Origin of the sequence: Algoriphagus yeomjeoni (genome assembly GCF_003259505.1) — a bacterium.
GTDB classification, from domain to species: Bacteria; Bacteroidota; Bacteroidia; order Cytophagales; family Cyclobacteriaceae; genus Algoriphagus; species Algoriphagus yeomjeoni.
The window spans coordinates 66029-90694 of the sequence record NZ_QLLK01000012.1; the positions used below are offsets into that span (position 1 = coordinate 66029).

Here is a 24666-nt window from a genome sequence, read left to right on the forward strand (position 1 = left end):
CTATTTCACAACCAAATCCGGATTATCAGGACCAAAATGCTTCAGCATGACAATAGGGTCAGTCTTAGAGTGGTTGGTAATTTTCACACCAGCTTGAGCAGCTTTTTCAGAGACAAAATACTCATCATGTGTCAATTGGCCAAAGCGGATAAGCGCAGGAGTTTCAATGTCCCAATCATTCATTTTCCCAAAGCCCTGCATCATGATCATCCCGTATGCTGCTGCATCTTTGATCGTTACCGATTGCCCAGGGAAAACAGTTAATTCCTTGGCACTGTAGTCATGAGAACGGTAGCAAATCCATTTGTCATCGTATCCTTTTGCGTTCATTTCCGCTCTGTCTTCCACTGGAATTGGCTCCATGTAATGGTTATCCATGATGTTCGGATTCACATTCAAATCCCAATCAATCATCTCTACCAGCAATTCATAGTCTCCCCAGCGATCTTTTGGTGTAGCATTCCAAAGCAAATCATCTGGAATGATAGCTTCGTTCACCAATGACTGATACATCGCAAAAATATCTGAAGCTTTCTGTGGTTCGTAAGTACACAAGCTACCAGGAGCATGAAGCATTCCCGGAGGAACGTTCCAACCCGTTCCTGGCTGAAGTCTGAAGGCCTGAGAATAGTTGGTGATTTTATTATCGCCTTTGTTGAAATTCTTTAGGCACTCAAGAATGGTTTCCTTAGATGTTCCTGGAGCGATTCCAAAGAAAGTATATGGAAAGTCTCCGCCGTGATTATTGACTTGAGGAGGAAAATAATAGGCCTCAGGCTTACCATTTTGTCCAGTCAATTTCCCAAACTCATCACTCGGGTGAATATGGTGCGGAAGTGGCCCCATGTTGTCAAAAAACTTAGAGTACATAGGCCAAGACTTGTACTTATCCCAAAGTCTACTACCAATGATCTCTGCCCCTAGTTCGTCAATCGCATCTTTCAAGAGGAAAAGCTCTGTTTTTCCTCCATCTTCCAAAGCAATGTGACTTAGGCCTTCATTCTTGCTGGTCAGCGGGCCATTTTCCGCCGGCGTTGTAGAAGAAAACCAACGTTCGTCAATTCCTCCACGCTCACCTCCGAGGCTGTAATAATCATCGGGATGAAGTTTGATCCTTCGTCCTGGCACACAAAATGACCGAGGCACCCAAGTTGGGGTTAATCTTAGTATTCCTTCTCCCTGTTCGAGAGCTTTTTTTGCTAAACTCATGGGTTTATTAATTTGAGATTTGATATTGATTGAAAAATTGGAATATTGAAAAATTTGAAAATTCTTCATACCGCCCCAATTTTAAATTTTTGCCATTTTACATTTTAAATTCTTTTACTGAAGCCCCCTTTAGCACTTCCATCTTGATTTCATAAGTCCTGCTTTCTCCAGGCTCAAGCAAAATCAAAGTGTCATCTTTCCTTGCAGCAGCTTGACCGATTGGAGGATTTGTTGCCGGTTCGAGTGCAGTCACGTATTCATTCTTACCCCAATGCTGCCAATTGATAAGCCATGGCATTTGCTTTTTGGAAAAAGAAATGCTTAAACCCAATTCCAATGCATCGTTCATATAGCCACAAGTGACTTGGTCGTTTTTGTCTGATTTTGGATCAATGAAAGCTACATCTTCACCAAAAGCCGAGTGGGATTCCAAAGGAGCCGAGCATTTAGTGAACCTATTTTTCTTATTGAAATCAGACATGGAATCGTCTGATTCTCTTTTTTGGATTTCTCCATTCCAGACTATCCGAGTTCCTTCATTGATCAAAGGCCAACCGCAATTGATATGATATAAAACCATATGGGGAGCAGGGGAATTACCTCGGTTGAAAACCTCATCCTTTATGGAGATTTCAGCCTTCCCTAAGGATCCGGAAATAGTTCTTTTCAATTCCAGACTTGGACCAAAAGTCGTTGTCTCGCGAATTATTCCGACGATTTCAAAATTCAGATCTCCAGAATAAATATCTGGTTGCTTGATGGAAACCAATTCTGCTGGAGTATTACTGTAGTTTCCATGCAAGCCTCTGCTTCCAGTTTCATCTTCGTTCGGAGGTCCCATGGAAGATATTCCGCAAGTAGTAAGCAGTCCACCGCCAAATGTTCTCAACCAATCTATTCCTTGATTGGAAAAAGGTTGGGAAGATACATGACCTGCATTGCTGATCCATGACAGGCTATGCTCATTGTGAAAGGCATCCAGAATATCCATTCCCCGATCCAACACCACTTTATATCGAAGTCCTGAACCAGTATTGATCCATGCGATTCTAGTTCCACGTCCTGCTCCGTTATCTAGAATTGAAGTTTCTATTCCGCCAAGCTGACGAAAATTGGACAATTTATCTTTCCAATTGGATGGATCTGAGAGGTTCATTAGTGGGTTTTAGACTAGTCTGTAATCTATTAAAAAGGCCTTCCGACACTGTCCTGCCCTATATGGGTCAGATTTGAAAGCACGGGAATAAGTTATGCAACTTATAAGAGAGAATGTAGCCATTAATAAAAAAATGGAGAGACTTTTGGTTGGATTATCTGCGTCACTGCGAGGCCTGAGGAAGGAACAACGAAGCAATCTGCTGGGTTGGGTTCAAGTCTTCAGACTTGGACCAAAAATATTGAAGTCTTCAGACTGCTAAATATTCTATCTTCTTAATAAAAAAACATTCCCGTTTTAAGTACCTTAATCTTAGCCTAGCTAAACTTTTTAAATGAGCAGAAAATACAAAATCCAAGACCAAGACAAGCTTTACTTTGTGACCTTTACGATTGTGGAATGGATCGATCTATTTACACGAAAAGCTTACAGAGACATTCTTATAGATTCTTTAAAATACTGCCAAAACAATAAGGGCCTAGACTTATGTGCCTTTTGTATCATGTCAAGCCATATTCATTTGATAATGGGCAGAAATGGTGAACAGACTATTGAGGCAATTATTAGAGATTTCAAAAAGTTTACAGCAATCGAAATTCTGAAATCCATTCAAGGAAGTCCTGAAGAAAGTAGAAAAGAGTTTTTACTTCATCACTTTAGGCAGGCCGGAGCTAGAAACCCAAATAATTCGACCTTTCAAATTTGGCAGCAACACAATCATCCAATTGAACTTAACTCAAATGACAAAATTTCTCGTTGCCTAAACTATATCCACCAAAACCCAGTAGTTGCAGGTATTGTGTTTTCTGCTGAGGATTATGTTTACAGCAGCGCATCCAACTATGCGGGGTTACCAGAAAAGTTAATTGAAGTGCTTTTAATTGAATAAATCAGCAAAGCTTGTTTCTAGTCTCCCTGGCTTGGACCTGATGCAAATGCAGCCTTCAGACTGTTCTTTTGCAGTCAGGAGACTGCATTAAAATAAGTCCAAGTCTGAAGACTTGAACTAAAGCAAGATTAAAAAAATGGCCCAAGTTTTTAAACAAGGGCCTTTAGAACATTGTAGCTAAAGTTCAACATAAACAGTCGGCTACTGTTACTTGGGTTAGGAAAAACTAATTTCCAATCAATCCTCGCTCTCTTCCTCTTCGAATAGATGTACCTCCGCATCAAATTCAGCTTCCATAAACTCATCTCGAGCAATCCAGTATTCTGAAGTGATTAGCTGATATTGTTCACCTTCTATTTTTCTCAACACCCAAATAATGGAATCCGCTTCTTCGAAATTGACTTTGCCTTCCAATTGATCTGGAAAAAGACGTTTAATCAAGTTGCTATCATTTAGCGTGTGCTGCAACGCCTTCAACACAATCTCTTTGGTGATTTCTTCAGCACCTTCATCCTTGCTATTAATTTCAAATTCAGCAATTGTCGCTTTGGCACTTGGAAATTTACCGTTGTAAGCTTTGTGCAAAAGCTGGTTGATATTGAATAACTGATGATGCAAGTCTATTTTCGGATATTCTTCAGAAATTTTATCCAAAACCATATCGTGAGACATCTGATCAATCTGACCTTCATTGAGTTCTTCTGACAGCCTATAATCGAGCAAAATCGCAGCTGCTTCAGCAGGTTCAAAATCAGAGATTGCCATATTCAGCAACTCCTTTAACTCCGCAGTAGAGGAATTAGCTGCATCAGGAAAACCAAAACGGTCAAGTAATTCAATCAAGTCTTGATTGCTCCAACTTCCAGGTAATTCATCTACTGTTTGTACTTTATTAATGATGATATGGTAATTCATGGTTTGTGGTTTAGATAATAAAAAGTATCCCCAACAAGAGATACTACTAGCTCAGCTTACGCCTATTCTTTTCAACGAAGCTTTCAAGATGGTGTTCAGAAAGACTGGGGAGTTTGGTTAAAGTAACTATCTTTAAAAACTATAGGTTTAAGAAACTTTTTACCTTTATGATACCGGAGAGGAAGCATACAATGATTGCTCAGTTGGATATTTGGGATGTTTTTTTCCATAATGTATAGATGTTGATTAGGGTTTTCATTTGCACAGCTACATAACTTTTCATTTTCAGGTCATGCTTTTCGAAGGTGCGATTAATTAAGTTGCAGTAGGGGTTAACCTGGTATTTGATCATTCGAAAAGTCTAATCTTTCCTCATTATTCTCATTCAGGTCAAAACCACCAATCGTCTGATTGCATTCCTCTAAATCCAAGCAACTGACCGTATCCAAATTAGACATTAATATCAGAGCTTTTCCCATATCAATTAAAAGGTAGCTTAGAACTTAAGCTAGTCCAAAGCTGGTTTGATCCCAAATTGACGAAAAAAAGGTCCAAGTCCGAAGACCTGAACCTCTCAAAATTTTAAAGAAGAAAGATTTCAGCTTAAATCAACGTTATCTTAAACTTCAAATCCCCTTCAACTGGCCCTATTGGTTTGTATTTAAAATTAAATTTATTGGAATAATAATCGCCGCGAATCAGAGTATCTATTCTTCCTTTGGCCTTAAACTTATAGATATTTAGAAGGACTATTTCCCCATTTAATTCTCCCTCAATATCCAATTTATAGTAATGGATATTATCCCCGCAACCCGCAAAGTCAATTTCTTCTTCATAAGGAGTATTCAAATCAAATTGAGGCACTTCATACTGGCATTCTTCTAAACCAGAACACCCAATACAGCACAAAATGGCAATTAAACTTATTATATTTTTCATATTAATTGCAGTTTAAATCACAACCAACTCTTTGAGAATTAGACATCAATCTATTACCAGAATCTAGAGGTTAAATCCAATTCTTTTTCTTTTTCGTCAGCCGCCCAGAATTCATGAGCGTCCGCAACTCCTTTAGCTAATTTCCCGGAACTGAAATAACATTTAAAGCAGTCCAATAGGCAAGCCTAAAAGCATCAGCACAATTATTCTGCGCTTCTTTTACTTCAGAAATACTCTATAACCTATTTGAAGTTTCATCAGCATGAATACTATTCCTGGAAACTTGATAGATAGTAAAAGATCGAGGTTATTCCGTATTATCTCTCTTTCACAAGAATTAATTTTTTGAATTAATCTTTCAAATTTTGCAAAAATACCGTAAACATATTCCTCACAATCCACCCTCAGCCCTATGATATTTTCATCAGGAACTTCACAGGGATCAGCTACAGATAGTCCAAGTCTTAAGACTTGAATTAAAAAAAAAAAAATGGCTCAGGTTTCTCAACCAAGGCCAATTTCTATTCATTTTTACAACTTAATTACTGCTTCAGCATAATATCCTTGTACTGAACTGTCATCGGCGGACCTACATGAACCTGCACACCAAGGTATCCTGAAGCCAATCTGTTTTTAGGATCTTCATCATGAACTTCTGACATCAATTGGCCATTTACATAATGCTTCAGCACATTGCCTTTGGCTACGATGTGAATACTGTTCCATTCACCTGCTTTGATCAAAGAACCAAGCTCAGCTCGGTCGCCGATTTCCTTTTCTACATTAAGACCTTTCCAGGCATTTCGCTCTACAAACTCACGAACTCCCACACCATCAGGCTGAGGAGTAATTTTAGTTTCTTGACCTCGGTAAGCAAGAGTGGCCCTCTTACGCTCTTCATAGTTCTGACCAGTATAATTATTCTTACCGTCAATATCAGCTTGGTAACCTTTCAGTGCAAAGGGAACGTCTTCTACTAGTTCACTTCTATAGTTAATTCCAGAATTCCCACTTTCAGAGATTTTAAACTCAGCCTTCAGCTCAAAATCTCCCGGCTGTCCCCCTTGCCAAATCAGGAAGGTATTGGCTTTCAATAGCGTCTCTGGAGTGATTGTACCAGTAATTGCTCCATCTTCTACAGTCCAATAAACAGGATCTCCTTCCCAGCCAGCTAGTGTTTTTCCATCGAAAATAGGCTCAAACTCAGCTTCTGCACTAATCATTGATTCGACAGCAGTAGTTTTCTCCGAAGGCTGCTGGCAATTCACCAATCCAATCACCATCATTGCTCCAAATCCAAGCGCTTCAATTCGTAACCATTTAGACTTTAATAGATTTTTCATTCTTCTGCTTGGGCTTTAGTTTGATACACTTCATGATTTGGATTGCCGCCTGAAACTAAATAGGCCATCAAATCCTTCAGCTCTTCCTCATTCAATCTATTGATCATGCCAGGCATCATGATGGATATTTTAGAATCTTTGACAAGTACCACATTACTTTTCTCCACTTTACGCAAAACATCTGGAGAGAATGGATTCTGAGAAACTGAGTAGCTGGTGCCATCTTCGTTGATTATTCTACCCATCACTGAGCTTCCATCTTTCAACTCAATCACACTGGCTACATATTGCTCAGAGATCTCATCACTTGGGTTGATCGTAGCTTCCAAAATATCTTTTGTAGAAAATCGTGTTCCTAACTGGGATAAATCAGGTCCAATGATTCCACCTTGACCCCCCATCGTATGACAAGAAAGACACTGAGACGCCGCAAACATTTCTTTTCCTCTAGCCAAATCTCTTCCGCTCAAATCTGCCATTAATGGTTCTGCTTCCTCCACGGTCCATCTTCTGCCAGGCCCTTCTGGCTGAATATCCGTATTGATCAGGTCATTTCCATTTCCTGTCAATAGTGCAGCTCCAGAAAGTTCATTGTATTTATCGAAATCACTTTTCGCTACATGCGACAATGCCATCTTTCTAGCTCTATCAATAAAGCCAACATAGCTACGGCCTCCTTTATATTTGAACGCATCCTGAATCCAAGAAAAATATTTCTCATGAAGCTCTGGTGTCCAACCCTCTTCAGCCCCACCAAGAACTGTAGCAAGATATGTCTGCTGTGCTGGAGGTACATTTGCCAGCATATTTGCTATGTCCAATCCGTACTGAGGGTTTCTCATGATTAAATCGGAAGATGATGTAAATGTCTTCTGATAGTCAGGATCATCCTTCGCATTTTCAAGTAAAGCCAACGTCTTTTCCACAGCACTTGGAGCATCCAAATACACTAAAAGTACAGCTAATGCCCGGTCAAGATTATTATTGTTTGCTGGGAAATTACTGTCCAAATATGCCACTAAATCAGATTTCAAAGAACCTGTTGGCTCACCTTGTCTAGCCAAAATCAACTCAAAAGCTCTAAGTAAATTCTGTTTTCCTGTTTCATTCAAACTCTTATAATCAATCCCCATCAAAGCTCGGATCATTGGTTCTCCAGCTCCTTTGTCCGAATGTCTAGCCAAGGCAATCATTGCCATGGTTAATTTTGCAGGATCAGTTTCTGCCAATGCTTTTGCTTTCCAAGTACTAACTGGCTGATGTTCTACTGCAATACGGGCAGCGTACTGCACAAATCTATCCGGGCTATTCAAGTGTGACCAAGCCAGCTCAAGTCCTGAAGCAGGGGCTCCATCTACATGCAATGCTTCCAGTTCACGACGGGTTTTTGCTTCAGCAGGAAGATCGGCCATAGTCAATGAATCTTCGTCTCCTTCTATGTCTCCTTCATAATAAACTCTGTACAGATCTGATTCTAATCTCCTACCGCCAGTCATAAAGTACATGGCTCCGTCAGGGCCAATAACCCCATCTGTCAGTGGCAAAGGAGAACCAGAAATAAATTCTTCTGCATTGGCTTCATAGGTACCTCCTTTCGGACTCAAAGTCATAGAATAGATTATTCCAAAACTCCAATCAAATGCAAACAGCGAGTTTCTGTATTTAGCAGGGAATTTAGCACCTGTACCAAACATCACATTGGTAGGAGATCCCTGTCCGATATTCTGTGTCGCAGGTAAATTATCAGGGTAGTTTGGAGACCATTTTTGATTACCTGTTCTCCAGCCATATTCACTTCCCGAGGTCACATGACAGATTCTAGTTGGACGGTACCAAGGCATTCCAAAGTCCCACTCCATATCAGAATCGTATGTAAATAGATCTCCAACTTCGTTGAAGGCAATATCAAATGGATTTCTATATCCAGCTGAAATCAGCTCCCAATTTTTACCTTCTGGGTCAATATTTGCCACCCATCCACCTGGAGCCATTCTGCTGTTTGCGTGTCCTCTTGGATCTTTGATTTCCGGGAAAAGATTGTCTTCCTGCCATACATTTGGAAGTCTGTAAGAATCCATTTCTGGCACATCTGTATGATTTCCAGCTACTATAAAAAGAGACTGGCCATCTGGTGATAGCTTGATGCTATGAGGTCCATGCTCACCTGGCTGACCAGTGAAGCCTTTGATCTTAGTCACCGACTCATATTGATCATCCCCATCCAAATCCTGAATTCTATATAAACCAGTACTTTCTTCAAAAGTCTCATTCCCATTGTGATTAACCATCACATATAGGCTATTAAACGCGTACAGTAATCCTTGGGCATAGCCCATTCCTACCTGTGGCTCTGCGACATTACCGATGATAAGTTTTTCTACTTTCGGGGTTAGTGAGTCACTTCCTATTTCAGGGATTTCTAGCCTGTAGAGAAAGCCATATTGATCTGCAGTGATCAGTCGATTCTTATCATCGAAAGTCATCGCGACCCATGACCCCTCGTCCATTTCTCCTGGACTTAAGAGGTGCTCCGCCACAAAGCCATCGGGCAGGTTTAGCTTATCTAATTTTGGGTTTCCAGTAAGCTGTCTTGTTTTGGATTCTTCTTCGTTATCAGACGCGCAGGATACTGAAAAGAGAGTCAGCACTGATAAGAGAAATAAATTCCTTATTGAATAATTTAGTCGCATAGGGTACGTGTTAATTGATATCAGTAGTTAGAGTTTTAAGTTGAACAATAATTATTCTATTGTAAAACCATACATAAATTAAATGAATCTATCGGAAAATTAATCTCAGAATCCAATAGCAAACCCAAGCTATAGCTCACTCCCAGATAGGTTCAACTTTGGTTAAAAGAAATTTTCTGGTGAGTTTATGACAAACACTGCCATTTTCTATCCTGCACCATCCTGCGATCACCTAGTGTAAAATAAGGACCATACCCTGTGATACCAGTAACCCAACTTATCTGCATGTTGGGCTAGAAGACAAAAGACCTCCAGATACCTCTATTGAGTTAGTCTAATTGCTAGTTAGCTCAATTCCTTTGAAGCCTTACCCTTATTTTCGCAAAATTCGCATAGAAATAAGCAGGACATTTCACAGATAGAACAGGACAGATAAAACAAATTTTCAGAGCTTTATTGGTGACGATTTACCATTTATGAAAAACTCCTAACTCAATTTTTCCCTACTAGGCAAAAGCCCTAATAAAGATTGAATATCCGCAGGTTTATCCCTATTATTAAATCCCTAATGCTTATATAAAGAATATGCTTCGACAGAAACCCATAAACCTCTTCGTCCTGTTACTACTAGGACTGATTTCTTTTCAATGCACCCAGAAAGAAACAATTGAATTAAAACCAAACGCAAGAATCGCCCTAATAGGAAACAACTTAGCGTCTAGAATGATGGACTATGGAAATTTCGAGACGGAAATGCACCTCCGACATCCTGAGAAAAATCTCTATATCAGAAACCTTGCTGACCCGGGAGACACGCCAGGCTTTAGACCAAGATCAGGAACCAATGATCCTTGGGCTTTCCCCGGGGCTGAAGCCTTTCAAACAGAATATGCTACGCCTTCGGGCAGCATAGGTCATTTGGAAAAACCTGATGAGTGGTTGACCAGACTGCAGGCAGATATAATCATTTCCTTTTTTGGATACAATGAATCATTTCAAGGTGTAGATGGAGTAGAAAACTACAAGGCTGAATTGGACGCATTTATCAAGCACACCCTGCGTCAGAAATATCACGATACGCTTTCTCCCAAGTTGGTCATCGTGTCACCTATAGCTTTTGAGGATCTCTCCGAAAAAATCGACGTCCCAGACGGCAAAACTGAAAACGAAAACCTGAATCTCTACACTGTAGCAATGCAGGAAATCGCAGAGAAAAATGAAGTAATGTTTGTAGATGCCTTCAACCCAAGCAAACAATGGTATCTGGAATCTGAAGAAGACCTTACAATTGACGGTTCGCAACTAAATGAGGCAGGCTATAAAAAATTAGCTGTGCTTCTAGCAGATGAGATTTTTGGTGAAACACCAATCAAAAATGAAGCTAACCGTGAATTGGTGCATGAAGCTGTTCAGGAGAAAAACTGGTTTTGGAGAAATGACTATAAAATCCCCAATGGAGTCCATGTATTCGGAAGAAGATACGATCCTTTTGGTCCGGATAATTACCCGTTTGAACTGGAAAAAATCCGCCAAATGACAGCCATACGCGACACGGCGATTTGGATGGCAAATCAGGGGGAAAGAAAAGACTTGGCTGCTGCAGATGCAAAGACTAAAAAATTGCCTGAAGTAGAAACGAATTACAATCCGGAGAGGAATGGAAATCTGGAATACCTGTATGGAGAGGAAGCACTTTCCAAGCTAACCGTGGCGCCTGGCTACAAAATCGAACTTTTCGCATCCGAAGAAGAATGGCCAAATCTTGCTAACCCAGTGCAGCTTTCCTTTGACAACAAAGGCCGGCTTTGGGTAGCAACCATGCCAAGCTATCCTCATTATAAGCCGGGAGATTCACGTCCAGCAGATAAATTGTTGATCTATGAAGACACAGACAATGACGGGAAAGCGGACAAAGAAACAGTGTTTGCTGATGACCTTCATATCCCTGTTGGATTTGAGCTAGCGGCAGAAGGGGTTTATGTATCTCAGGGAAATAATCTGGTGATTCTATACGACGACAATAACGACGATAAGGCGGACCGAAAAGAAATTCTACTCAGTGGATTTGACGATCACGATACCCACCATGCGATTTCGGCATTCACTACCGATGAGTCGGGAGCGATTTACATGGCAGAGGGCGTTTTCCTTCATACCAATGTGGAAACTTCCTATGGTCCAGTCCGAGCGACAAATGGTGGTTTCTACAGATATACACCTAGCAGACATAAGCTGGAGCGGGTAGCTCAAGTAAGCATTCCTAATCCTTGGGGAATTGCCTTTGACGAATGGGGACAAAACTTCTATGCAGAGACCTCTGGTCCAAATGTGAATTACATGATGCCAGCTTCCTTACTCCCCCGCTATGGTAACGCAAACAATAAAGGAAGAAACCTGATTCAGAAGGATCAGATGGTTCGCCCTACTTCAGGATTGGAATTTATTTCCAGCAGACATTTCCCAGATGATGTTCAGGGTGACATGATAATAAATAACACCATTGGTTTCCTTGGGACTAAACAACATCAGATGATCGATGAGGAAATCGGTTTTTCTACCAAGTGGAGACAGGATTTGCTTTCATCTACAGATAGAAACTTCCGTCCGGTGGATATGGAAATCGCTCCTGACGGCTCACTATATGTAGTCGATTGGCACAATATCCTGATCGGTCACATGCAGCACAATGCCCGTGATCCTCTCAGAGATCACCAGCATGGTAGAATCTATAGAATCACCTACCCTTCCAGACCATTAGTCACTCCTGCCAAAATCGACGGGGCAAGTATTCCGGAATTATTGGAAAATCTCAAACTTCCTGAATACAGAACCCGCTACAGAACTCGCCGGGAACTGCGCGGAAGAGATCAGCAGGAGGTCTATGATGCAGTCGCTGATTGGGTAGAAAAACTGGACAAAAACGATCCTCGCTATGAACATCATGCCCTTGAAGCACTTTGGGTTAGTTGGGGAATCAACAAAGTAAATACCGATCTCTTGGAGCAATTGCTACAAGCAGATGACTATAGAGCCAGAGCCGCGGCAGTGAGAGTGCTACGCTACACGGGTCATCAGGTTACCAATCAAAAAGAACTGATGACCGAGGCGATCAAAGATGAAAATGGACGTGTACGTCTAGAAGCAATTGTAGCAGCATCTTGGATGCCACGAGAGGCAGGTCTCGAAGTACTTTCCGCTGGAGAAGATACCGAAATGGAAGAATGGATCACACCAGCTTATGAAGCGGCAGTTGCCCATATTTCCGGATTGTCTGTGAAAGAGAAAAAAGAAGAGGATATCAAGTCCTCTTTGACGGGTTCAGATCGAGAACTATTTGTTCTGGGAAAAGAAATATATGCCAGAGAAGGATACTGCAGTACCTGCCATCAGCCGGATGGCCAAGGGCTTTCTGCTTCAGGTTTCCCTCCACTTGCCGGCACTCCTTGGGTAACTGGCAACGAAGAGCGTTTGATCAAAATAGTATTGAAAGGTGTAATGGGACCAATTACAGTACTTGGGAAAGACTATCCGGGTCAAGTACCAATGACACCATTCGAAGGAATGTTGAATGACTCAGAGGTAGCAGCAGTACTCACTTTCGTAAGAAACTCCTTCGGCAATCAGGCTTCGGCTATTTCTCCTGATTTGGTGAAGAAAGTAAGAGAGGAAATCAAAGACCATGAAGGTTTCTACCAGCCTGCGGATTTGCTGAAAGTGCATCCTATGGAGAAGTAGTTTTCAGTGGGCAGTTTTGCAGTGATCAGTATTCAGTCTCAGTATTCAGTATTCAGTATTCAGTATTCAGTATTCAGTCTCAGTATCCAGCATACTGCGACTGCTCACTGCGACTGTTCACTGCGACTGTTCACTGCGACTGATCACTGCGACTGATCGCTGCGACTGATCACTTATTTCACTATCATTGCACCCATGACGCTTTTAGAACAAATTTCCCTCGCCCCAAAGACTATCGCTTTCACAGACGTGATGGCCCATATAGACGCCAATTTCAACTTCACTCCTACCCGCTTCACGAATGGCGACACTGTAAATGAAGCTGGCCAAAATAGTGGAAGTTGCAAGATTTTTTCCCTTGCGAAGCTTGAAAAATTAACTCATGAACAGACACTGGCTCTTTTTGGAGATTATTATCGATCAGACGTTTTAGGAAATCCAGAAGGTACGGATCACCAAAACATCCGAAACTTTATGAAAACAGGATGGGAAGGAATCAGGTTTGAAGGGGAGGCTTTGGCGGAAAAGTAGGGCTCAGTGGTCAGATTTCAGTATTCAGTATTCAGTCTCAGTATTCAGTATTCAGTCTCAGTATTCAGTATTCAGTCTCAGTATTCAGTATTCAGTATTCAGTCTCAGTATTCAGTATTCAGCATACTGCGACTGATCACTGCGACTGATCACTGCGACTGCTCACTGCGGCTTCGACTGACTACTTAATCTTCCCCCGCTTCCAGCCATTTCACAGTATTATTAAAAATTTCCCGCATTTCAATAAGCTTATTTTCATAGCCTTTCTTTCCAGCTAGATTGTTTTTCTCCAAGGGGTCCTTCTTAAGATTATATAATTCTTCATGGCCCAAATCATCTTGGTACCTGAAATATTTCCACTCCTTGGTTCTGACACCTTCGCTAGCGGCGATGATCTTGACTTTCCAGAGATGCTCAGCGACGAATTCATTTCGTTCGATGGCTGGATTTTCCCCAACTACATAGTCAGCGAGGCTTATTCCCTGGTATTGTTCTGGCAAAACACCATTTGCAAACTCAAGTACTGTTGGCGCTATATCTATATTCAGCGCAAAGTCCGTGATCTCTCTATGGCCTGGGTTTCTTGGGTCATAAATAATCATCGGCACGCGAAGGGAATTATCATACATCAGCCATTTTCCAGCGAGCTGCCGCTCACCTTGGAAGTAGCCATTATCTCCCATGAAGATGATCACCGTATTGTTATCCATCCCTTTTTCCGCCAGCGTCTTCCGGATTTTACCGATTTCCAGATCTACTTCTGAGATCATTCGGTAGTAGCCCTTCATACTTTGTTGGTATTTTTCCGGCGTATCATATCTCCAATACCAGCGTGTCCTATTCTCCCCAGTTTTCACATATTCTGGCTGCTCATCAAAGTACTTATCCTTGGCCAAAAGTGGCTTTGGAAACTTCACATTCTCATACAAATCAGCGACATCAGAAGACCAGAAGTATTGATCGGCTGCAGGGTCGTGGGCATGCGGCGCAGAGAAACTCAGCGAAAGCATAAACGGCTTATCTGCAGATTGATTCTTGATGAATTCCTGCGCTTGGTAGGAGGTGTATTTTGTTAGATGCACAGAATCACCATTGATGGTTTTGTAGAAATACCCTCTGCGATCCGGGTATTTCACGTCCCTATCGTAAGAATCTCCAACATCAAACAGGGTAGAAAACCCAGGGTAGTTCACTCCAAATTTTCCAAAAAACCCTGTCTCATAACCCAGCTTTTTTAATTGAGCAGGATAAGAATTTTGGGCATATCCTTCCTGCAGCTCTTGCCCGAAAGTATATCCGTGCGTCCTTTCGTATAGCCCTGTCAACACGCTTGCTCTACTTGCTGCGCAAATCGGAGTTGTGACAAAGGCATTTTTGAAATAGATTCCTTCCGCTGCCAGCCGGTCCATTTCTGGAGTTTGGATCAAGTCATTTCCGGAAAAACCTAAGGCATCCCAACGCTGATCATCGGTGAGGATAAAGATGATATTGGGTCTTTCCTGCTGCGCAAAAGAGTTGAAACTCACCAAAAACAACACGTAAAAAAGAAGATTGGGAAAGGGGCTATTATTTTTCATACGTTCTAAAATAGAAATAATAATGGGGATGAAGTGTCCTGTAGAATCCTATTCCGCTTGTAAAAACTCGTTAGATCTCAATAAAAAAAGACTGGCAAAACGCTCCAAGCCTAAGGCTCTCTTGCTTGTTTAATTTTTAGTTGTCTCCGGACTAAAGTCCGTCGTTACAAAATTTATCGAGGCTATGGCTTTTACTCAAGTGTCATCCTTTAATCCAAGGAAAAGCACTTAGGTATAAAAACTAACTCAATAAACATTCTCTCTGCTAATCCTCAAACAATACCTAGTTCATCCAAAGTCAGTAAGCTTGATATATATTGGTATGCTGGACTTCAGTCCAGTCAACTTACTATAACTATAAATCATCAAAGTGCCATAGGCAGGGCACATTGTCTCAATCGAGCTAAAACGACTATAATAACACTTAGTCCTATTCAGACCGATTAACATTTACTATTTTAACTTGCCCAAAGCCTGAAAAATGAAACCAAATAACCTCGCTCTCCTACTTCTTGGATTACTAGTTCTTAGTTGCTCCAGCGGAAAAAACTTAACCTCTGACTCCTCCACAAACAACTTTACTAAAGAAAACTTCCACCTCTATCTCCTGATGGGTCAATCCAATATGGCAGGACGCGGAAAAGTGGAAGCAATCGATACCCTAACCCATCCTCGCGTATTTATGCTCGATAAGGCTGAGAATTGGGTTTTGGCAAAAGACCCTATCCACTTCGACAAACCTGCTGCAGGCACAGGCCTAGGCCTGACTTTTGGGAAAATCATGGCCAATGAAGACAGCAATATCAAAGTTGGCCTAATTCCCACAGCAGTCGGTGGAACTCCGATTAACGCTTGGTTTGCTGATTCTCTATATCAACAAACCAATACCTATCCCTATGATGACATGATCCGAAGGGCAAACAAAGCGATGGAAACTGGTACTTTGAAAGGAATAATTTGGCATCAGGGAGAATCAGATTCCAATTCTGAGCAAGCAGTTAATGAATACACTAAAAAGTTTGATGCGATGTTGAATGCTCTCAAATCAGACCTAGGTCTATCATCAGTGCCTGTAGTGATGGGTGAAATTGGCTATTTCTTCTATCCCAAAGCAAAATATGCAGAAGATATGAATGGAGTAATTCGTCAAATAACCAATTCAAATGACTGCATTGGCTTAGTCACGGCAGAAGGGCTGAACCACAAGGGAGATGATACGCATTTCGATGCCGACTCTTACCGCGCACTTGGAGTACGATATGCCAGCGAAATGCTAAAACTGCAAACAAACTGTACTACCATTTTCAAATAAAAACAACTGTCAACCCAACCTATGAATTACTCAAAATACTACTTAAGTATCGTCTTCATTTTATTGTCAACAAGCATTTTTGCGCAGCAGGACCTAAAAGCATCCCACAATTACGGGAAATCTGTCGCGGTTTTTGGAGGTTCGGTTTCTGTCATACCAGAGAGTGATATAGCTAAAAACATGTGGAAAGAAAAGCTGGGAATGACCGTGACCAATTATGGTGTCGGGGGTGCTGGCTTCTCTTCTCTTCAGGGGAAATCTTTGCAGGAGCAAGTGGATGAAGCTGGGGTTTTTGACATTTATATTCTTTGGGCTTCCACTAACGATTACACTAATAATCGAGAAGTAGGCAGCTACACTGACTACTCGGAATTCGATGATTTTGATAAAGAGAAGTTGGTAACGCAAGCTGGTGGCATCAATTATTGCATCAAAAAAATTTATGAGATCAACCCAAAAGCACAAATCTACTTTTTCACGTCGAGCAAGGCATTCAATGATAGAGGAGCTTATGACCCATTTGTCGAAAATGGAATGGTGGAGCATGTGAAAATGCAGAAGAAAATCTGTCAACTGCACGGCATCCCGTATTTGGATCAGTTTACGCTAGGGGGATACAATATTCATAACAAGGACCTTTACTACACCGATCCTATTCACATGAATGAAGATGGTTACAAAAAAATAGGTGAGCTTCAGGTAGCTTTTTTAGCATTTCCAGATTAATGGAGACAAAAACTTAATCGTTTAATCCCTTTCCTTTGAGAATCTTAGGAATGAGTTTTTCTACTCTGTCCGCTCGGGTTTTGGCTTGTTTTGCTGAAGAAAAATGTAACAAATAGCCTCGCTGTCTTCCTGGAGTCAGCGAATAAAATGCCTCTCGCAAATCTGGGTCTGAATCAAGTTTGACTTGAAACTCATCGGGAATATCATATTCCCTCGTCTTTTTCAATTCCACTTTCAACCCCGCTTTTTCTACTTCTATTGCTTCAAAAATATAAGATTTCAGCTTTGACCCCATTTCCACTATTTCTTGCGGATTGGTAAATCGAATCTGACGAGCGCTTTGCACATTCTCAGTTTGCTGAATCAATATCCCCTCAGAATCATTAAGTAAAGCACCTTTGTGAAATAGAAGTGCGCAATATTCCTTGAACCCATGAATCAGCACCACATTACTTCCCTGATAGGTATAGCATGGGACTCCCCATTTCAATTCCTCCGTGAGTCCACAATCAAGAACCAGGGCTCTCAATTGCTTGTATTCTTCTTGCCATTTTGAAGCTTTATCGAAAAAAAAGTCAACTTTTGGATTCATTGTTTTGATGGTTCTTTTTTACCGCAGTGAGCGCAGAGCTTTACGCTGAGTGCACTATTGAGTAGTTAAAATTATGTTTCCTGGGTTAAAAGATTGAAGCCTTTAACAGACTAGTAGCCCTTCTATCTACAATCCTAACATCGGGAGTTGCTTCACCTGATGATAAGTCAGTGCAGCTTTGATGCAGTTTTTCAGTTCAGTTTCTGGGATTTCCTCATTCAATTTAAACACAATCGCCCGATTGCCTTCATATTCAAAAATCTCATCGTATGCCAGACGGAAACTCGGTACCAGCTTACTCGTGCATTTGAAATACATCGCATATTGATCGGGGCTTTTTGCTTTCCAGTCCATACGGATCGTACTTCCTTTTTTGGCCAAAAAACTAGGCTCACCCCATTTAAGCGTTTCCTCTAAACTTGGCAACCCAATCTCATCAGCAACCTCCAATACCAACCGGCGAAGGTTTAACATCTTATTCCGAACTGAGTCTGGATACTGTAAAAAAACTGTTTCAACTTCTGGATTTGATTTTAATTCCATGGTCCAATTATTTTATTTCTCGAAATCTAGCTTACGCTATAATTCATACAAATCTCTTATTCTAGCTATTCGAAAGCCCTTTTCCAACACTTGTTTAGTCTCTTCGCTAGTCGGATCAATCACAGGGTTCGTATGATTGAAGTGGACAAAAATGACCTTAGACTTTTCTTCAGCAGCTAAGCCAGCAAACTTCTCCATACTCTCCAAAATAAATGGATGAGGAATCTCAGACATATCCCGGTTATCGAGTTCCTTACCGCTAAAAAATGTTGCATCTACAAATGCATATTCCACTTTCTTGATCTCTTCCACTATATCCTTCTCCCACTTTTCCCATTTATCAATATCAGGGATAAATAAGGCACTCTTATTTGGCCCAATGATTTTATACCCCACAGTTTCGGAGAATTCATCCCTGTGCGGTACTTGAAGTGGAATCACTTGCAATTGCCCGGACAGACTAATAGGCTTTTCAGCCTCTATGGGAACCAGGTCAATGTTTTCATTACTGACCAACTGACTCCAAGGCCCATCATTCTCTAAGAATTGCTTCATTCTTGGCATGGCGAATACAGGCACTTTTTTGGCATCCCTCGCCTCCTTTCCCAGAAACATCAATCCGGCATAATGTCCGATATGGGCATGGGTAAGAAAAATCCCATCCGGCATTTCATCGTTAGATTCCACCCCAAAACTCTTCAATGCTTTGGCCTGTCTAGTGATGTCTGGAGTAGCTTCAAAAAGATATTTCTTACCAGTTGCAGCATCATATAAACCAAGAGAAACTACTTGTCTGTCTTTGTCTGGATTATCGAAAAGATCTTTACAACAAGCTTTTGTGCAGCCAATATGTGGAGACCCTCCATCCTGGATGGTTCCGAGCACAAGTATGGAAGTGGTTGCAGAAGATGTTACTGGGCTTTCTACTATAGCACTTTCAAACGAAGACTTGGATTGGCATGCGAAAGTGAGAATGGTAAAGAGAATAAAAGTTGGAAAACTCTTAGACATGAGTCATAGGATCTATTGTACACTTTTAGAAAACTGACTCTCAAGATAAGCATCAAATCCGATATGGACTGAATGAAAAACGCCTTGACATTTTAACCCTTACTGAGCAGCTCAAGATGTAAAATTGGATAAGGTTTGCCTGTCCCATCCAATTCTGAGCGACCGATGATTTCAAACCCATTCTTCAGATAGAATTGAGTTGCTTTCGGATTCTGTTCGTTCACATCCACTTTGCTGACTAGCTGACTCTTAATTGCATGGATCAATAAGGCTTTCCCAATTCCCTTTCCTGCATGATCCGGATGGACAAAAAGCATCTCCAGATTTCCTTCAGCCACACCAGAAAAACCTAAGATCACTCCATCATCATCTCGGACACAGTTCAAATCCACTGCTTTCAAATACTCTTTCAAGATCAGAGGTTTGAAAAATAAAATATCCTCCTCCTTCAAAAAATCATGCGTTGCACGTACGGATGCCTCCCACAGCGCTACAATTTCTGGATATTCTGACGGCGCTATTTTACTGATTGGGTAAGTCATAAACTTTTTAAGTGTGTCTCACTGCAAATAAGGCTGTGTTGGCTATTGAGTTATACTTTTTTCAAGATGATACCAAGCAGTTTTCGGTAGAAAAAAACCTACACCAATTCCGCTTTACCTATTTGCCTAGCGATCCCATCCCAAAGCGAGATTCTTTGCTGAAGAGCTTGTTTAGCCACTTCCAAAGTCTCCTCCCATTTCTGTTCATCTTCACCACATAATTCTGAGATCATTTTTAAAGATAAAGGGCCATGCTCATCGCCATCCAACTCAATGTGCCGCTCTAGGTAATAGCGAAGTTTATTGTAGTGAATATTCTCTGCATCGGCTTGCTTCAGAATAGAAATAAACATATCCGGAATCACATCTTCTCTTCCAAAAGTAAAGGCTGAAGCTATGAGATGAGGTTTTTGCGTGGCAATGACAGCAAATGAAAACTTCACAAAGTCGACAACACAGTCATCGACTTGGACATCTTCAAATGCTTCTGCAATCGTCCTTCCCTCTTGAATAAATTCTACAAAGCTGACAATCCGATTAGTGCTGGCACCAAGCTGACCCATGGCATCCAGATACATTTCATAATGGCTTTTGGGCTCGCCCAATTCATTGATATCACTTTCCTCACCATGAACGATCTCGTTGATAAATCTCGCCAAGGCTGGATTTTGGTTCGGTGTCCAAGGGATCTGCACAGTGGTCAACTTCATCTGAAGTGCTTTCAGCAAGGACATGAAATCCCAAACTGCAAAGGCATGATTCTCCATAAAAAGCCGGATATCATCGAGATTCTGAAGGTTAGTATAAAGCGGGTGATGTTGTAATTGGCTTCTCAAGCCAGAGATTTCCTGCTCTATCAGAGCAATTCTATTCGTATTAGTCATGCGTTCTTTTTGGGTGAGAAATTCGAATTGGCAATAAACCTTACGAAGCAACTCATTTACCCGGATGCAAAACTGAAAAATTTTAGGAAGAGTTTATCACTTAAAGCATTTTTTTACATCCTGGTTAAAAAACAGCTAAAAAACTAATTAATAATAACCAATATCCTCTCACCCCTTTTTCTCTAGCTCAAACAAAGTAATCTCCGGCCTCACATTTAACCTGACCTGCCATAAGTGACCAATCGCTCGGTTGATATACAGCGTACGTCCATCTTTCAGATCTATTTCTCCAGAAGAAAAAACAGGATTTTTTACTGGTAAAATAGGCGGATCCAAAAACGGAGGTTTTACTTGTCCTCCATGTGTATGACCAGACAAAATCCAACCTTGATACTGACGCCAAATATCTAAATCACATACATCCGGATTGTGACATAAAACCACGGAAGGCTGGGCAAAATCAGCTCGATTCATTATTTGATTTGGATTGAAATTCAAACCCCAGTAATCATCCAGGCCAATTATCGTTAAGCCATTCAAATCAACTTTATCATTCGATAGCATCTGAATTCCAGCCTGATCGAGTTGCGAAGAGATCTGATCTGCCACTTCCTGCTCTGACCAATTTTTACCATAATCATGATTCCCAAGAATCCCCACTGTTCCCGACTTTCCTTTGACTGCATGCGGTAAAACTTCGGCTAATTGACTGAACTGACGCTCATCTTCATAACTCACATAATCTCCCGTGTACACCACAAAATCCGGGTCTAGTTGCTGTGCTTTCGCAAAAGAATCAATGATGTATTGATAGTCAAACCTGTTTCCAATATGAACATCGCTGATCTGCATCAGTGTTTTCCCACTCAATTCATCTGGAAGGTTTATGATTGGCATTTTCTTTTTCACAAACTCCAGCCAAAACGGCTCCACCTGCCAAGCATAAAGTCCAGTGCCTACACCCAGAGCGCTGGCACCAATCAAGGTATTCCTGATAAACTTCCTTCTATTCACTGATGGAGTGGGGTATAGTTCTAAAAACTAAACCTAAGTAAAAGTCTATCAAAAAGCCAAAGGAGATAGTTTTGCTTTTGAACAACTTGTCTGAAAATGGATTTGAAAGCAATCTCAAGAAAACTAGCCATTGAAAAATTCCCTGATCTAACTACCATACGAATGAAGTTTCGTCCTTTTAATATCCCTCACTGATATATAATTAGAATTCTAACTCGGTTTAACATGATCACTTATTTTGTATTTTGGTCAACCGACCCATCAAAGAAATGACTAAACTTAGATTGACTTTACACCTAGCATTTTATGCTTTTTTAGCTATTTCCTCAATAGCCTGCACCAGCAAAGAAGAAGCAATTTCTCCACCGAATATCATTGTGTTTTTGGTAGATGACATGGGGCTTATGGACACTTCTGTCCCATTTCTCACAGATGAAGAGGGTAAGCCGGTAAGCTATGATCTCAATAACTATTATTCCACCCCGAATATGGAACTGCTGGCGCGTCAGGGCATTCGCTTTTCCAATTTTTATGCGCACTCGGTCTGCTCTCCATCCCGAACATCCATTCTCACCGGACAAAATTCAGCGCGTCACGGGGTCACCAATTGGATCAGATCTGAGGAAAACAACAGAACAGAATTTGGGCCTGATGATTGGAATTGGACTGGACTTAGCAAGAATTCAGTGACTCTTCCGAAGCTATTGCAGGAAAAAGGATATAAGACTATTCACGTCGGTAAAGCTCATTTTGGACCATTTGCTAGCGAGGGAGAAAACCCGCTGAACCTTGGCTTTGATGTCAATATAGCCGGAAGTTCCATTGGGCAACCAGGCAGCTATTTGGGTACGGAGTCGTTTGGACTTACTGGTGGAAATAAAGCTAGAGCAGTTCCAGGTTTGGAGAAATACCATGGGCAAGACATATTCCTGACGGAGGCATTGACGCTGGAAGCCAATGCGGCAATAGCTCAGGCTAAGGAAGAAGGGAAGCCATTTTTTCTAAATATGGCTCATTATGCGGTGCATGCACCATTCTATTCGGATCCGAGATTTGCGGAAAAGTACAAGGACTCTGGTATGCCCGAAAAGGCTCAAGCTTATGCTACGTTGATCGAGGGAATTGACAAGTCGTTGGGGGATATTATTCAGCACGTGAAAGAGCTTGGAATAGGTGAAAATACGCTGATCCTGTTTTTGGGCGACAATGGATCTGATGCGCCATTACCTATTGTAAATGACTACAGCAGTTCTACTCCGCTCAAAGGCAAAAAAGGGAACCACTGGGAAGGCGGGATGAGAGTTCCTTTCATTGCTGCCTGGATAAGTCCGGATTCAACTTCACCGAACCAATTAAATTTACCAATCGCCCAAAATGCTATTCAAACACAGCTTGGAACTATCCTAGACATATTCCCCACGCTGGCTAGTTTGGTTGATTTTGCTACTCCCGAAAAACACACCTTAGATGGTTCTTCACTCCACACTCAGCTAAATTCCAAAGAAAACACAAGTAGAGAGGAGTTATTTTTAAATCATTTCCCTCATGGAAATCACCGCTCAAATTACTTTACCAGCCTGGTGAGATCTGATTGGAAAGTCATATATCACTATCCCATCGATGGGAAACCTGGCTATGAGCTTTTTAACCTAAAAACCGATCCATTTGAAATGGAAAATCTAGCAGAAAGTAATCCAGCCCAACTGAAAATTATGATGGAAGTTATGTTATCAGAAATGTCTGATAAAAAAGCACAGTATCCGGAGAAAGACGGGAAGTCATTGGAGCTGATAATACCAAATTGAAAACAGGTAATTTACGATGTGATCAAAAAAATAGCCCAAGCATTATGCTCTGGGCTAAGAACTCAAGCTATGTATTTATCATTTCCCCTTCTTCACTTCACCATCACTTCAATCAATTTTCCAGCTTTTGAATCAGGGTATTCCATTCCCAGCAATTCAAAAATAGTCCGGGCTATTCTTGCTGACTCCCATTGCCCTTGGGATTTCATTTCACCGAAAGCAGGTGTATCGGGACCAATAGCCGCCATCCAGATTTGTCCGGCATCTGCTATGGAGGAACCGTGCCCTCTCCAAGAAGTTTTGCTTGTGCCACGTCCGTGATCTGTTGTGATGATCAAAGTAGTCTTGTCTTTGTACTGAGGATCTGATTGCACAAAATCCCAAATCTCCTTTATGTATGCATCTGTCTGCTTCGCCGACCAAATGTACTGATCGTAATGATTTTCATGCGCCCAGTCGTCTGTCTCGCCATAGGAAATATATAGTACTCTTGGCTTCTTATTTTTCAAAGCAGCCATAGCATAATTCTGGGTAAAAACGTCCAATCGGACTTCACCCCAAGGGCCACGGATTTCAGATTGCATCTTGTTGGTGAGTAACTCTTCTGGGCTTAGATTTTCGCCTTCGGCAATATCAAAACCTGCATTTACGGGTACTCCGCTACGTTCTTCATTTATTATGTAAGGAAAAACATCCCATGAGCCAAAAGCCAAGACTCTATCCTTGAACTCAGGTTTTTGGTTGAGATACTCAAGGAAAGTCACATTTGGGTTATTGATTTTATTGTTGCTTGTGATACGCTCATCATCGGCAAAACCACTCAGCACCTCATTGTATCCCGGATAAGAAAACCACATGGAATTACTGTTATTCACCATATTCCCATAAGCTCGGTTACCATAGATTTGACCATGATTGGCTATTGTATTCCATAAAAAAGGAAATAGCATTTCCCTACGCTTAATAGGATTTACGTCCCAAAAATCAGGCAATAAAGAGCCTGGAGATTCAATCATCCCAGTATCATCAACTAATAATGAATCTGCACCGGTAAAAACTTCCTGCCATCTCATTCCATCCAAGGTGATCAGAATGATGTTTTCGGTCTTGTAATCTTGGGCATTTACTGTTGCTATTTGAAAAAACAAGAGTGCTACAGCCACCCAGCTAATCGAGTTCTTAAACATAAGTAGTATTGAAATATTGAGACTTAATGTGTGAAAAGACAAGTTACCAAAAGTAATTGGATGCAG

The 24666-nt window shown here is 41.2% G+C and carries 20 protein-coding genes; 6 read left to right on the forward strand and 14 right to left on the reverse strand.

The window, feature by feature from the left end; genetic code table 11:
- Together LV83_RS17615 and LV83_RS17620 are read right to left on the reverse strand one after the other, a co-directional pair.
- On the reverse strand, nucleotides 1-1209 hold the full coding sequence (locus LV83_RS17615) for a cupin domain-containing protein (protein ID WP_111612940.1): 1209 nt from the start codon (nucleotides 1207-1209) through the stop codon (nucleotides 1-3).
- Between the two features lie 97 nt (nucleotides 1210-1306).
- Entirely contained in the window at nucleotides 1307-2365 is a 1059-nt protein-coding gene (locus LV83_RS17620; RefSeq protein ID WP_111612880.1) for an aldose 1-epimerase family protein, read from the reverse strand.
- A 334-nt stretch (nucleotides 2366-2699) separates the two neighbouring features.
- On the opposite strand from LV83_RS17620, the gene LV83_RS17625 reads away from it, so the two are divergent.
- Nucleotides 2700-3254 (forward strand): REP-associated tyrosine transposase, encoded by a 555-nt coding sequence (locus tag LV83_RS17625; RefSeq protein WP_111612881.1) that lies wholly within the window; start codon nucleotides 2700-2702, stop codon nucleotides 3252-3254.
- Nucleotides 3255-3491: 237 nt separating this feature from the next.
- Here LV83_RS17625 and LV83_RS17630 read toward each other — a convergent pair whose 3' ends face one another.
- From LV83_RS17630 to LV83_RS17645, 4 genes are all read right to left on the reverse strand, one after another.
- Nucleotides 3492-4169, reverse strand: coding sequence for a hypothetical protein (locus tag LV83_RS17630; protein ID WP_111612882.1), 678 nt, complete (start codon nucleotides 4167-4169; stop codon nucleotides 3492-3494).
- A gap of 603 nt (nucleotides 4170-4772) precedes the next feature.
- Complete coding sequence (locus tag LV83_RS17635; RefSeq protein ID WP_111612883.1) at nucleotides 4773-5108, reverse strand: hypothetical protein; 336 nt, start codon at nucleotides 5106-5108, stop codon at nucleotides 4773-4775.
- A 542-nt stretch (nucleotides 5109-5650) separates the two neighbouring features.
- Nucleotides 5651-6331: a 3-keto-disaccharide hydrolase gene (locus tag LV83_RS17640; protein ID WP_245947090.1), complete on the reverse strand. Its 681-nt coding sequence runs from the start codon at nucleotides 6329-6331 to the stop codon at nucleotides 5651-5653.
- Between the two features lie 116 nt (nucleotides 6332-6447).
- Nucleotides 6448-9141, reverse strand: a complete 2694-nt coding sequence (locus LV83_RS17645; RefSeq protein WP_111612885.1) for a c-type cytochrome — start codon at nucleotides 9139-9141, stop codon at nucleotides 6448-6450.
- Between the two features lie 585 nt (nucleotides 9142-9726).
- On the opposite strand from LV83_RS17645, the gene LV83_RS17650 reads away from it, so the two are divergent.
- Together LV83_RS17650 and LV83_RS17655 are read left to right on the forward strand one after the other, a co-directional pair.
- Nucleotides 9727-12876, forward strand: a complete 3150-nt coding sequence (locus LV83_RS17650; RefSeq protein WP_211320502.1) for a PVC-type heme-binding CxxCH protein — start codon at nucleotides 9727-9729, stop codon at nucleotides 12874-12876.
- Between the two features lie 195 nt (nucleotides 12877-13071).
- Nucleotides 13072-13407, forward strand: a complete 336-nt coding sequence (locus LV83_RS17655; protein ID WP_111612887.1) for a HopJ type III effector protein — start codon at nucleotides 13072-13074, stop codon at nucleotides 13405-13407.
- 185 nt (nucleotides 13408-13592) lie between these two features.
- On the opposite strand, the gene LV83_RS17660 is transcribed toward LV83_RS17655, so the two are convergent.
- Nucleotides 13593-14984, reverse strand: a complete 1392-nt coding sequence (locus LV83_RS17660; protein WP_111612888.1) for a sulfatase family protein — start codon at nucleotides 14982-14984, stop codon at nucleotides 13593-13595.
- Nucleotides 14985-15465: 481 nt separating this feature from the next.
- Here LV83_RS17660 and LV83_RS17665 point away from each other — a divergent pair, with 481 nt between their 5' ends.
- Both LV83_RS17665 and LV83_RS17670 read left to right on the forward strand, forming a co-directional pair.
- Nucleotides 15466-16296, forward strand: coding sequence for a sialate O-acetylesterase (locus tag LV83_RS17665; RefSeq protein WP_111612889.1), 831 nt, complete (start codon nucleotides 15466-15468; stop codon nucleotides 16294-16296).
- Between the two features lie 21 nt (nucleotides 16297-16317).
- A complete protein-coding gene (locus LV83_RS17670) occupies nucleotides 16318-17022 on the forward strand; it encodes an SGNH/GDSL hydrolase family protein (protein ID WP_111612890.1) in 705 nt (234 codons plus the stop codon).
- 13 nt (nucleotides 17023-17035) lie between these two features.
- Here LV83_RS17670 and LV83_RS17675 read toward each other — a convergent pair whose 3' ends face one another.
- The 6 genes from LV83_RS17675 to LV83_RS17700 form a co-directional block, all read right to left on the reverse strand.
- Complete coding sequence (locus LV83_RS17675) at nucleotides 17036-17614, reverse strand: YdeI/OmpD-associated family protein (protein WP_111612891.1); 579 nt, start codon at nucleotides 17612-17614, stop codon at nucleotides 17036-17038.
- 126 nt (nucleotides 17615-17740) lie between these two features.
- Nucleotides 17741-18157, reverse strand: coding sequence for a DUF1801 domain-containing protein (locus tag LV83_RS17680; RefSeq protein WP_111612892.1), 417 nt, complete (start codon nucleotides 18155-18157; stop codon nucleotides 17741-17743).
- Nucleotides 18158-18193: 36 nt separating this feature from the next.
- Entirely contained in the window at nucleotides 18194-19168 is a 975-nt protein-coding gene (locus tag LV83_RS17685; RefSeq protein WP_111612893.1) for an MBL fold metallo-hydrolase, read from the reverse strand.
- A gap of 92 nt (nucleotides 19169-19260) precedes the next feature.
- The gene (locus LV83_RS17690; RefSeq protein ID WP_111612894.1) at nucleotides 19261-19710 is read right to left on the reverse strand and encodes a GNAT family N-acetyltransferase; all 450 of its coding nucleotides are present in this window, start codon (nucleotides 19708-19710) and stop codon (nucleotides 19261-19263) included.
- Between the two features lie 98 nt (nucleotides 19711-19808).
- A complete protein-coding gene (locus tag LV83_RS17695; RefSeq protein ID WP_111612895.1) occupies nucleotides 19809-20594 on the reverse strand; it encodes a DUF3050 domain-containing protein in 786 nt (261 codons plus the stop codon).
- A 168-nt stretch (nucleotides 20595-20762) separates the two neighbouring features.
- On the reverse strand, nucleotides 20763-21608 hold the full coding sequence (locus LV83_RS17700) for a metallophosphoesterase (RefSeq protein ID WP_111612896.1): 846 nt from the start codon (nucleotides 21606-21608) through the stop codon (nucleotides 20763-20765).
- Nucleotides 21609-21877: 269 nt separating this feature from the next.
- Between LV83_RS17700 and LV83_RS17705 the strand changes: the two genes are divergently transcribed.
- Nucleotides 21878-23413 carry a sulfatase-like hydrolase/transferase gene (locus LV83_RS17705; RefSeq protein WP_111612897.1) on the forward strand — a complete coding sequence of 512 codons (1536 nt, stop codon included), beginning with the start codon at nucleotides 21878-21880 and terminating at the stop codon, nucleotides 23411-23413.
- Between the two features lie 92 nt (nucleotides 23414-23505).
- On the opposite strand, the gene LV83_RS17710 is transcribed toward LV83_RS17705, so the two are convergent.
- Entirely contained in the window at nucleotides 23506-24600 is a 1095-nt protein-coding gene (locus LV83_RS17710; RefSeq protein WP_111612898.1) for an alkaline phosphatase family protein, read from the reverse strand.
- Between the last annotated feature and the right edge of the window lie 66 nt (nucleotides 24601-24666).

What these genes read in the sequence shown, in the direction of transcription:
- LV83_RS17660 (WP_111612888.1), bottom strand. Translation starts at nt 14,984, where the DNA reads ATGAAAAATAATAGCCCCTTTCCCAATCTTCTTTTTTACGTGTTGTTT.
- LV83_RS17645 (WP_111612885.1), bottom strand. Translation starts at nt 9,141, where the DNA reads ATGCGACTAAATTATTCAATAAGGAATTTATTTCTCTTATCAGTGCTG.
- LV83_RS17670 (WP_111612890.1), top strand. Translation starts at nt 16,318, where the DNA reads ATGAATTACTCAAAATACTACTTAAGTATCGTCTTCATTTTATTGTCA.
- LV83_RS17635 (WP_111612883.1), bottom strand. Translation starts at nt 5,108, where the DNA reads ATGAAAAATATAATAAGTTTAATTGCCATTTTGTGCTGTATTGGGTGT.
- LV83_RS17690 (WP_111612894.1), bottom strand. Translation starts at nt 19,710, where the DNA reads ATGACTTACCCAATCAGTAAAATAGCGCCGTCAGAATATCCAGAAATT.
- LV83_RS17625 (WP_111612881.1), top strand. Translation starts at nt 2,700, where the DNA reads ATGAGCAGAAAATACAAAATCCAAGACCAAGACAAGCTTTACTTTGTG.
- LV83_RS17640 (WP_245947090.1), bottom strand. Translation starts at nt 6,331, where the DNA reads ATGATTAGTGCAGAAGCTGAGTTTGAGCCTATTTTCGATGGAAAAACA.
- LV83_RS17695 (WP_111612895.1), bottom strand. Translation starts at nt 20,594, where the DNA reads ATGACTAATACGAATAGAATTGCTCTGATAGAGCAGGAAATCTCTGGC.
- LV83_RS17655 (WP_111612887.1), top strand. Translation starts at nt 13,072, where the DNA reads ATGACGCTTTTAGAACAAATTTCCCTCGCCCCAAAGACTATCGCTTTC.
- LV83_RS17675 (WP_111612891.1), bottom strand. Translation starts at nt 17,614, where the DNA reads ATGAATCCAAAAGTTGACTTTTTTTTCGATAAAGCTTCAAAATGGCAA.
- LV83_RS17630 (WP_111612882.1), bottom strand. Translation starts at nt 4,169, where the DNA reads ATGAATTACCATATCATCATTAATAAAGTACAAACAGTAGATGAATTA.
- LV83_RS17620 (WP_111612880.1), bottom strand. Translation starts at nt 2,365, where the DNA reads ATGAACCTCTCAGATCCATCCAATTGGAAAGATAAATTGTCCAATTTT.
- LV83_RS17650 (WP_211320502.1), top strand. Translation starts at nt 9,727, where the DNA reads ATGCTTCGACAGAAACCCATAAACCTCTTCGTCCTGTTACTACTAGGA.
- LV83_RS17665 (WP_111612889.1), top strand. Translation starts at nt 15,466, where the DNA reads ATGAAACCAAATAACCTCGCTCTCCTACTTCTTGGATTACTAGTTCTT.
- LV83_RS17615 (WP_111612940.1), bottom strand. Translation starts at nt 1,209, where the DNA reads ATGAGTTTAGCAAAAAAAGCTCTCGAACAGGGAGAAGGAATACTAAGA.
- LV83_RS17680 (WP_111612892.1), bottom strand. Translation starts at nt 18,157, where the DNA reads ATGGAATTAAAATCAAATCCAGAAGTTGAAACAGTTTTTTTACAGTAT.
- LV83_RS17705 (WP_111612897.1), top strand. Translation starts at nt 21,878, where the DNA reads ATGACTAAACTTAGATTGACTTTACACCTAGCATTTTATGCTTTTTTA.
- LV83_RS17710 (WP_111612898.1), bottom strand. Translation starts at nt 24,600, where the DNA reads ATGTTTAAGAACTCGATTAGCTGGGTGGCTGTAGCACTCTTGTTTTTT.
- LV83_RS17685 (WP_111612893.1), bottom strand. Translation starts at nt 19,168, where the DNA reads ATGTCTAAGAGTTTTCCAACTTTTATTCTCTTTACCATTCTCACTTTC.